The organism is Acinetobacter sp. 1566109 (genome assembly GCF_000582255.1).
In the GTDB taxonomy this organism is placed as follows: domain Bacteria; phylum Pseudomonadota; class Gammaproteobacteria; order Pseudomonadales; family Moraxellaceae; genus Acinetobacter; species Acinetobacter nosocomialis.
Map to the genome: position 1 here is coordinate 1 of NZ_JEYB01000094.1, position 9,956 is coordinate 9,956.

Below are 9,956 nucleotides of genomic sequence, written 5' to 3' on the forward strand. Positions count from 1 at the left end.
GCGAATACTAGCATGAAAGTAGTCACTACAACTGTAGCCTCTTTTTAGAAAAGAGCTTTATCTCAATTCAATAAAGATAGGTAACTGATATTTAGAAAAATTAAATAATCAATTTTTATATCCTGTCGGATTTTGTTTTTGCCAATTCCAACTATCTTTTAACATATCTTCTAAACCATATTGCGGTTTCCAACCCAGCTCAGCAACAGCACGCGCATTATCGGCAAAAGAAGTGGCTACATCACCCGCTCGACGTGGTGAAAATTCAAAAGCTACAGCTACACCATTCACCTGTTCAAAGGTATTTTTAACTTGTAATACCGATGACCCATTCCCTGTGCCAATATTCCATGCACGGCAACCTTGCGCTTTTAAACGGTTATTGAGAGCGCATAAATGCGCATTCGCTAAGTCAACAACATGGATATAATCACGTACACCTGTCCCATCTACTGTGTCATAGTCATTGCCATAAATAGATAATTTTTCACGGCGACCAACAGCAACCTGTGTAACGTAAGGCATTAAATTATTTGGAATACCTTGTGGGTCTTCACCAATACGACCACTTTTATGTGCACCTACTGGATTAAAATAACGCAGTAACGCAATCGACCATTTAGAATTAGAAACAGACAACTTTTGTAATAATTGCTCAACGATTAATTTAGTGTAACCGTAATTATTACTAGGCATACCTGTAGGCATTTCTTCATTTAGTGGGGAAGTATTCGCTTCATCATATACTGTTGCAGATGAGCTAAACACAAGTGTATAGACACCTGCTTTCTCCATTGCCTTAACCAGTTGAATACTACCTGTAATATTATTGTCGAAATAAATAAGCGGTTTTTCTTGGCTTTCACCAACTGCTTTTAAACCTGCGAAATGGATCACTGCATCAATTGTATGATTTTGAAATACGCGATCAAGGTCATCTGCATTCCGGATATCCCCCTGTACAAAAGTTAAACTTTTTTGAGTGAGTTCCTGAACTCTATTTAAAGACTCTTCTGAACTATTTGAAAGATTATCAAAAGCAATGACTTCATGACCTGCATTCAAAAGCTCTACGCAAGTATGTGAACCAATATAGCCTGCACCACCAGTAACCAGAATTTTAGCCATCTATTTTTCCTAATAAAATTTTAATCAAGCCACGCGTTGAAGCATCGAGTGCTGAAAGATCATTTTGGGCACCATTTAAAATCGGGAGTAACTGGTCAGCAATCTGTTTACCTTTTTCAACTCCCCATTGATCAAACGGGTTAATGTTCCAAATTACAGACTGAACAAATACTTTATGCTCATATAAAGCAATCAACATTCCTAAACTATAAGGATTAAGCTCTTTTAAAAGTAATGTTGAACTTGGCTGGTTTCCTTCATATTGCTTATAAATAGGCAAACTCTCCAGTTCTTTTGTATCTAGAGCTTCGTTACCAAAAGCCAATAAACGTGACTGTGCTAAACAGTTTGAAAGTGCAAGATGATGTTGCTCAACTAATGCTTCAGCATTTTCTACATAAGTAAAATGATCTGCATTGTAACGTTGTATAGGGGCAATAAAATCACAACTTACTGCCTGAGTTCCTTGATGGAGTAACTGATAAAAGGCATGTTGAGCATTTGGCCCAACTTCACCCCATACAATTGGGCAAGTATCTAATTCAACTTTTTGTCCACCACGTTGTACCGATTTACCATTAGACTCCATTTCGAGCTGTTGCAAATAAGCTGCAAAATATTTTAAACGGCCATCATAAGGTAATACAGCATGGGTCTGAATATTTAAAAAGTTATTATTCCAGACGCCTAATAATGCCATAAGCACAGGTATGTTCTGCTCAAAACTTGTATTTTGGAAATGCTCATCAACAGCATGCGCACCAGCTAAAAGCTGTTGGAAACCTTCAACCCCAACTGACAATGCGATAGGTAACCCAATACACGACCAGAGGGAATAACGTCCACCAACCCAATCCCAAAGTAATAATTGATTTTCAGGAGCAATCCCCCACTCTGACATTTTGTTAGCTTTTGTAGAAACACCAATAAAATGGCTTTTTACCACGCGTTCGTGTTTCCCTAACGCTTTCTCAAGCCACTGTCGAACAGTTTGTGCATTGGATAAAGTATCAATAGTGCCAAATGACTTCGAAGAAATAATAAATAAAGTCGTTTCTGGACGTAGTTGATGCAGGAGGTCCGACAACTGGCTACCATCCATTGTTGATACGAAATGAACATTGAGTGGTTTAGCTGTTTTTACTTTAAAATCCGATAATGCATGGGTCACCATTTGAGGGCCTAAATCAGATCCCCCTACCCCAATATTAACGACATCTTGAATGACTTCACCTGTGGCGCCACGGTATTGTCCAGCATGGATTTTTTCAACCAACGCAAACATACGCTGCAATTGGCTATGGACCTTTTCAGTTAATTCCGGAAATTTAGAATATTCTAATGGTAAACGTAAAGCCCAATGCATTGCAGCACGCTGTTCGGTACAGTTGACTTTATCTTGAGAAAATAATCGTTCAATCCAGTGAGTCAATTGTTTAGTTTTTGCTAAAGCCACCAATTGCTCTAACACACTTTTAGTCACACGGTGCTTACTATAATCAAAAACCAGTTGATCGAACTTTACAGAATATTGCTGAAATCGATCGGGCTCTGATGCAAATAATTCTTTTATATGTAAATTTGAATTTTTCTCAACCAAAGAATGAAGCTGCGCGATAGGGGAAACTAGCTCTTTGGGAAACTTCTCGATAGATTTACTCATAATCGACCTACTCCTTCATAAGCAAAACCTTTAGATTTCACATATGCTGGATCATAAATATTACGCCCATCCAAAATAAGAGGATGCTGCATCAATTGTTGTAACTGTTTAAAGTCAGGACTCCAATACTGCTTCCATGCCGTGACTAAGCATAAAGCATGTGCTCCTTGTGCTGCTTCATATTGATCAGCGCATAAAATCAGGTCTTCTCGACTGCCATATAAAGCTGCAATTTCATCAAGAGCTTGCGGATCATGTAACCGTACTTTTACACCTTGGGCCCATAAAGCAGCCAATAAGATATGAATAGGTGAGTTATGTGTGCTTGGAGTGTTCTCTTTAAATGAAGCCCCCCAAATCGCAACAGTTTTTCCACTCAAGTCACAATGATAATAGTTCCATAATTTACGGAATAAAATTTCTTTTTGTTGTTCATTAATCGCCCATACTTGTTCTAGAAGACGGCTTTTCGCACCTGTTTCAGAAACCGTACTGGAGAGTGTTAAAATATCATGTGAAAAATTTTCACCGCCAAATCCAACACCTGCTGATAAATAAGCTGCGCCAATACGTGTATCTGCAGCAATGCCATGCTTTACATTGGCAATATCAATACCTAACTTTTCCGCAACTAGAGCAAGATCATTCATATAACTAATTCTAGTCGCCAACATGCCTGAAATGCTGAGCTTAGTAAATTCGGCATCTAAAATCGGCATAAATAAATATTGATAACTAAAACGGAAAAATGGACGTAATAACTCTTGCATTATGTCTTGAGCATAGCTTGATTCAACACCAACAATGACATGTTTTACATTGAGTACACTATTAATCGCATTACCCTCTTGAATCACGTCAGGGAAATAGACCCACTCGTCTTTAGGTAAATGTTGCTTTAATTTTTCTGTACCATGTAAACCAAAAGTTGAGCCATTAACCATTAACCTTGGATGAACAATTGGACGTTCACTTAACTTCTCAACCGTTTTTAACGCAAGTTCTATTTGTGTCGGGCTAAAACAAAATAAATAAACTTCAATATCTAAAGGAATTTGAGAAAAAGGACTTTCTGTTAAAAAACCTGCCTTTCTTTGTTTATTTAAATAATGATTAACTTCTTGATCTTGATATGAAAGTACAGATATATTTTCTTCACAGGTGACACTTGTACACCAATAGATCTGATTACCATATTCAGCTAGTAACGCTGCCATTACACCGGCGTGCAAGGTGGTTCCAAATACCGCGATTTTCATTGTACACCTGATTTTAATATTCTATAGAATTCTCTTCCCATTATGGGAAGAGAATATATTGAACAGCTCACATATTCATTATTTTTTACAAATACTTAAGTTGAGCTACAAAATTTATAATTTAAGTTCTTGAATCAACTGTTTAAAATCATTTCCTAATTTAGGATGTTCAACACCATAGTGTAGAACAGCTTTTAAATAACCAAGCTTACTACCACAGTCAAAGGTTTGACCTTGCATACGATAGGCTTCAACTACATCAGTCTGTTGCAGCATCGCAATTGCATCTGTTAGTTGAATTTCATTACCCGCACCTTTTGGTGTATTTTCGAGTAGTTCCATAATTCTTGCAGGTAAAACGTAGCGACCAACAACAGATAAATTAGACGGTGCAGAACCTACAGCAGGTTTTTCAACAATACCCTGCATAGCAATGCTTTCGCCTTCATTTGGGCTCTGTGCAACATCAACAATACCATATTGATCTACCAAGTGATCAGGCACAGCTTCTACCATTATCTGTGCCGCGTTACTTTCATCATAACGAGAAATCATACGCGATAAATCATTCTGCCCCGAACTATCTTTCACTAATACATCTGGTAATAGCACAGCAAAATCATCTTGTCCTACTACACTTTTCGCACATAAAACAGCATGCCCTAAGCCTAGAGGTTGAGGTTGTCGTACACTCACAACACTCACATGAGAAGGAACAATTTGCGTAATCTCTGCAAGCAAATCCAATTTCTTCTTTTCATTTAATATTGTTTCTAATTCAAAGTTTCGATCAAAATAATTTTCAATCGAAGCTTTTGAAGAGTGAGTCACTAAAATAATCTGTTCAATTCCTGCTTCCACCGCTTCACGCACTACATATTCAATAGCTGGGCGATCAACAACGGTAACCATTTCCTTTGGAATTGACTTACTTGCAGGTAAAAAACGCGTTCCTAAACCGGCTACTGGTAAAACTGCTTTTTTGATCATAAGAAATATTTCAAGATATAAAATTTACTTTACAGATGAGTCGACATTTTCTTGGACGTCATTACCTTTAAATAAAGATGGTCCTACATGTCCTGGTGCATTAATACCTTCGCGTCTTAACATCACTTTGACTGTTTTAAACATGATTTTAAAATCAACCCAAACACTATGATTGTCTACATACCAAACGTCACATTTAAACCGTTCTTCATAATCCAGTTCATTACGTCCACTGACCTGAGCTAAACCAGTCATTCCAGGACGTACTTCTAAGCGACGTGCTTGTTCTGGTGAATATAAAGCGACAAAGTCTTTTAACATTGGACGAGGACCCACCACACTCATATCACCTTTTAAGACATTAATAAGCTGTGGCATTTCATCTAAGCTAGTAGAACGCAACTTCTGCCCAAATGGAGTAATACGAGCCTCATCTGGCAATGGATTCCCCTGCGCATCAAAAGCATCCTTCATCGAACGGAACTTAATCATTTTAAATAATTTTCCGTCCTTCCCAGGTCTTTCTTGATAAAAGAATATGGGTGAACCTAAATTTTTACGGACCTTATAAGCAACTATCAGAAATATTGGCGACAGTACGATTAGAGCTATTAAAGAAATGACTATGTCTACTAAACGTTTCATATTTTCATTCACTCATTTTTTAATATCTTTACGAAGAAAGGTATTATAAATTTTACCTAGCATATTTGCTGGCAACAGTCTAAACGCAGACCGTATCAGAAACAGCATATTAGCATATACAGGATTTTGTAACTTTAGTTGTTTTTTTAAATCTAGTAACTGTTTTTCACTTTTAATATATTGGAAACCTTTTCGTCGTGCATGCATACCATTACCAACACGAGCATATAGAAGGACGTCAGGTAAGTTCGCAACTTTATAATTATTCCCAATTACACGTAACCATAAGTTGTAGTCTTCCATAAATAAATGATGCTGATAACCTCCGAGAGATAAAATAACATCACGCTTGTACACGACGGTCATATGGTTAAAGGGACAACGTTTTTGTGCAAATTTTTTAATCTCGTCATGTGTTAAAGGCACAGACTTGATTACATCGGCATCAGTAATATCTTGATTAAATTCCATTACTTGAGAACTAAACAAAACAACATCGGGGTTTTGTTTTATGAAAGCAAGTTGTTTTTCAAAACGATCAGATGTACAAATATCATCAGTATCCATACGAAAAACCCAATCAACACTACACTGTTTTAGCCCTTCATTTAATGCCTTACCAAGCCCTACGTTTTCCGGTAACGCAACTACTTTTAGTTTTTCACCGATTTTAACTTGCCACTCCTGTACAGAAGTTGTGAGTTGCTCTCCAATAGGTCCATCTAAAACTAAAACTATTTCACTTGGCTTCAAGCTCTGATTATCCCAAATGCTTTCAAAACACTTTTCTAGATATTCAGGTTTTTCTTTATGATATAGAGATAATAGAACCGAAAACATACAATTTTAACCTTCCAAAACCTTTTCAATCCAAACTTTTAAGATCTGTTCAGGCTGATATTTTTTAGCATTGATCAATGAATTTTGTGAGAATTGCGCCAACATATCTGGAGAAGAAGCAAGTTGTAAAATCGCATCTGCCAATGCCTCAATATTTTGGTTCTCAACCAACAAGCCATTTTTATGATTTTGAATAACATCACTTGGTCCAAAAGGACAATCATAAGAAACAATCGGTAACCCGAAACTCTGCGCCTCTACTAAAACCATAGGTAAACCTTCATACTTAGACGACATTACAAAAAAGTCTGATTGTCTATATACCTCTTGCACATTTGATGTACTTCCTTTCAAAATCACGCGCTGTAGAGAGTTCTCCTCAATATAATCTTGTAGCATTTTTTTGTGTTCACCTTCACCATAAATATTAAGGTGCCACTCTGGTATCATTTGATATATTTTTTTCCAAGCTTTCAATAAATGAAGATAATTTTTCTGATCGGTTAAACGACCTATGGTTACAATTTGTTTACTACTCAGCGGAGATTCTGAGACAATAGGGAAGGGTGAAAAATTGGGAATAACAATAACTTTAGAATGAAATTTATCAAATTGTTCTTTATCCTTTTGGGTTAAGGTAACAACCTGATCAACCCACTTGTAAAAGAATTTACTTAAGATTTGAACTTTTTTCGGCCGACTAACAAAAGAGACATGCTCTAATGTAACCAATTTTTTGATTTTAGGTAAAAGAGAACATAATAAAGATAACTTACCCATATTATGTACAATCACCATATCATAAGAATGAAGAGAAATATGTATCTTTAATTTTTTATAAAATTCAAAGAAATTACCTGATATTGCCACTACATTTACATTATCAGAAACTGGATAAGCTGTATTATTTTTAATCGACTCTCTATTTAAGAGAGTAACATCATAATTAGCCATGAGTGATAATTTGTTTGCCAGTTCAATGGCAACACGTTCAGTTCCAGATTTGTTCTTTAAAGAATTAATTACAAAAAGAATTTTCATAGCTTAGCCTATCGTAATTATTTTAAAAACCAATCGCTTTAAAAGATATTGCAATTGAAATCTGGATTTCATGACGCATAAGCCTATAAAAAATAACATTTTCAAAAACTTTTTATCAGCCTTTGCCATAAATGCAGATTTTAAAAAAATATTTGACTGATCAAAATCCGCTTTATATTTAGAATATTTTTCTAAATATTGTGAAACATTCAATTCACTAAAATCATCTTTTCCAGTTTTTAGCCTCATCTCATATAGATCAAGCACATAATTTGACATCAATCTCTGATTAAAACCAATTGTAGAGGTAGTATTCCCGTCACGAATACGAACTGAATATTCATAACTATTTAGATTAGTAAAGAGTAAACCTAATGAATGCATTCTTAATAAAAAATCATAGTCTTCAGCACCAGGAATTTCTCTATATCCTTTAAGTTTAGTATAGACTTCTCGCTTAGCTAACCAAATATGTAGAACTGGCGAACTATACTTTATTGTTTTATTAATAATATTATCATTGATTGGCATTTCTTGCTTACCAATTATTCTATTATTAGGGTCTATAGTATTAACATGACAACCCACTAAATAATATTGAGGATTTTTTAACAAAAATTCTAACTGTTTTTCTAGTCTTTCTGGCGTACTTATGTCATCGCCATCCATTCTTGCAATGAATTCTCCTTTTGCCTGTTCTAATGCGAAATTTAAAGTTTTTACTATTTTTAAGTTTTTATCATTTTTATAAAGTCTAATTCTTGGATCAATCATAGCTAATTCAGCAACTATATTGTATGTATTATCAGTAGAGCAGTCATCAACTACTATTATTTCAATATTTTTATATGTTTGATTACAAATTGAAAAGACTGCTTCTTTAACAAAAGCTTCAACATTGTAAACTGGAATCAAAACACTTATTAAAGGCTGCTCAAAAGTCATTTAACTATCTCTTTTTAATAACAATAACAAAAATAAAAATAAGGAGGAAACAGACAAATGAATAAATTAAACCAGAACTAATAGAATACATCAAACTCCGTGGTGCGAACATAAAAGCAGGAAGCGAAGACAATAATACGTATAAAAACAATACATTTTTTTTAGATTTTTCTATTAAATAACAAAAAACTAATCCTAATATAAAAGAAAAAAAACTTAATAACAAATAATTACGTCCACTTAAAATATACAAGTCTAAAAAAACAGACCACCCTAAACCAAACCCATTATCAAATAAAGAGTTATTTAATGTATAAGCAAAAAAAGCGCCTGAATTATAATTTTGGCTTCCTGTCACTAAACCTAACGATGAAAACAAACCAGCTACAGGAAAAAACATTGTTACATAAGTCAATGGAGGCCATTCTGCATGTAAACTATTTACTATTGATGGCAATATATAAGTTAGACTTTGTACATAAATAAATTTTGATAGAGGATTTTCTAAACCAAAGTCGCTTCGACCTCCTCTAAAGCTTTCTAAAAATTGTGCAAAAATCATTAAAGAAATACCCAGTAATGAAATTTTAAAAAAAGGTAAAACTCTTTTTGTTATTAAATTATACATCCATAAACAAATTAATACCCAAACAAATAAAAGTGCTCTTTGACCAACAAATAGATTTACTAATATATACAAAAACAGAATAAATAAAGAAAAATATAAACTTCTTTTATTATTGCATAAAACACCGGTTGCTACCATTATAGGGAGAAGTAAACTTGCTATACGTTGAGCACCAAAACTATAATCCGCCTGACCTGTATACAACCCTTCATAACCAGCTACCATAAACATTGAAATCATTTCATAGGATATTGGAAACCATAAAATAAAAAGTATAGTTGCACTTAAAAAGTTTAAAATATAAAATGTTTTTTTATAATTCAAATTGCTTAATTGTATATTAAACTCTAACCGAGTAGAAAAAATCAAGCTACCTAATATAAAAGAAGATAACGATAATTGCCAAAAAATTAAACTCTCAAAAAAATCTAAATTATTAAAATAAAAAAGCTGCCCCCAATACAATTCATAGTAATCTCGATATAAACCAAAAAAACTTAAAAAAACTCTACCTAAAGCAAACAAACAACTTGATATATAAAACAAGCCTTGAGGAGAAAATATTTTCACCCTATAAATATAAAACAAAAAGGGGATTAGGGCAAAGTTTAATATATATAAAAATTCACAAAACTTATGATAGAAGCTATCACTTAAGTCATTAAAAATTCCAAAAAAGTAAAATAAAATACAAACAATATTAAATGTTAAAAAAATTACAGTTGCTATTATTTTATTATTTTTAAAAACCATATCCATATTCTTTCACACCCATTTCTTTTTTAACTTTAATAATTTAGATTTTTTTGAGAGTTTA

At 34.0% G+C, this 9,956-nt stretch carries 9 protein-coding genes; all 9 read right to left on the bottom strand.

What is annotated here, in order from left to right; genetic code table 11:
• Positions 1 to 108: 108 nt before the first annotated feature.
• The 9 genes from galE to wzy all read right to left on the bottom strand — a co-directional run bounded on the left by galE (position 109) and on the right by wzy (position 9,898).
• Positions 109 to 1,128, bottom strand: a complete 1,020-nt coding sequence (gene galE / locus J582_RS23700) for a UDP-glucose 4-epimerase GalE (protein WP_032048741.1) — start codon at positions 1,126 to 1,128, stop codon at positions 109 to 111.
• A complete protein-coding gene (gene pgi / locus J582_RS23705; RefSeq protein WP_032048742.1) occupies positions 1,121 to 2,791 on the bottom strand; it encodes a glucose-6-phosphate isomerase in 1,671 nt (556 codons plus the stop codon). The genes galE and pgi overlap by 8 nt, the downstream gene beginning before the upstream one ends.
• Positions 2,788 to 4,050, bottom strand: coding sequence for a nucleotide sugar dehydrogenase (locus J582_RS23710; RefSeq protein WP_031952056.1), 1,263 nt, complete (start codon positions 4,048 to 4,050; stop codon positions 2,788 to 2,790). The genes pgi and J582_RS23710 overlap by 4 nt, the downstream gene beginning before the upstream one ends.
• A gap of 114 nt (positions 4,051 to 4,164) precedes the next feature.
• On the bottom strand, positions 4,165 to 5,040 hold the full coding sequence (gene galU / locus J582_RS23715; RefSeq protein WP_031952053.1) for a UTP--glucose-1-phosphate uridylyltransferase GalU: 876 nt from the start codon (positions 5,038 to 5,040) through the stop codon (positions 4,165 to 4,167).
• A 24-nt stretch (positions 5,041 to 5,064) separates the two neighbouring features.
• Complete coding sequence (locus J582_RS0105355; RefSeq protein ID WP_032048743.1) at positions 5,065 to 5,685, bottom strand: sugar transferase; 621 nt, start codon at positions 5,683 to 5,685, stop codon at positions 5,065 to 5,067.
• A 12-nt stretch (positions 5,686 to 5,697) separates the two neighbouring features.
• Positions 5,698 to 6,525: a glycosyltransferase gene (locus tag J582_RS23720; protein ID WP_032048745.1), complete on the bottom strand. Its 828-nt coding sequence runs from the start codon at positions 6,523 to 6,525 to the stop codon at positions 5,698 to 5,700.
• Positions 6,526 to 6,531: 6 nt separating this feature from the next.
• Positions 6,532 to 7,566, bottom strand: coding sequence for a glycosyltransferase family 4 protein (locus tag J582_RS23725; RefSeq protein ID WP_031952047.1), 1,035 nt, complete (start codon positions 7,564 to 7,566; stop codon positions 6,532 to 6,534).
• A 3-nt stretch (positions 7,567 to 7,569) separates the two neighbouring features.
• On the bottom strand, positions 7,570 to 8,511 hold the full coding sequence (locus J582_RS23730) for a glycosyltransferase family 2 protein (RefSeq protein WP_000142497.1): 942 nt from the start codon (positions 8,509 to 8,511) through the stop codon (positions 7,570 to 7,572).
• 4 nt (positions 8,512 to 8,515) lie between these two features.
• A complete protein-coding gene (wzy, locus tag J582_RS23735; RefSeq protein WP_031952045.1) occupies positions 8,516 to 9,898 on the bottom strand; it encodes an O-antigen polysaccharide polymerase Wzy in 1,383 nt (460 codons plus the stop codon).
• Positions 9,899 to 9,956 lie beyond the last annotated feature (58 nt).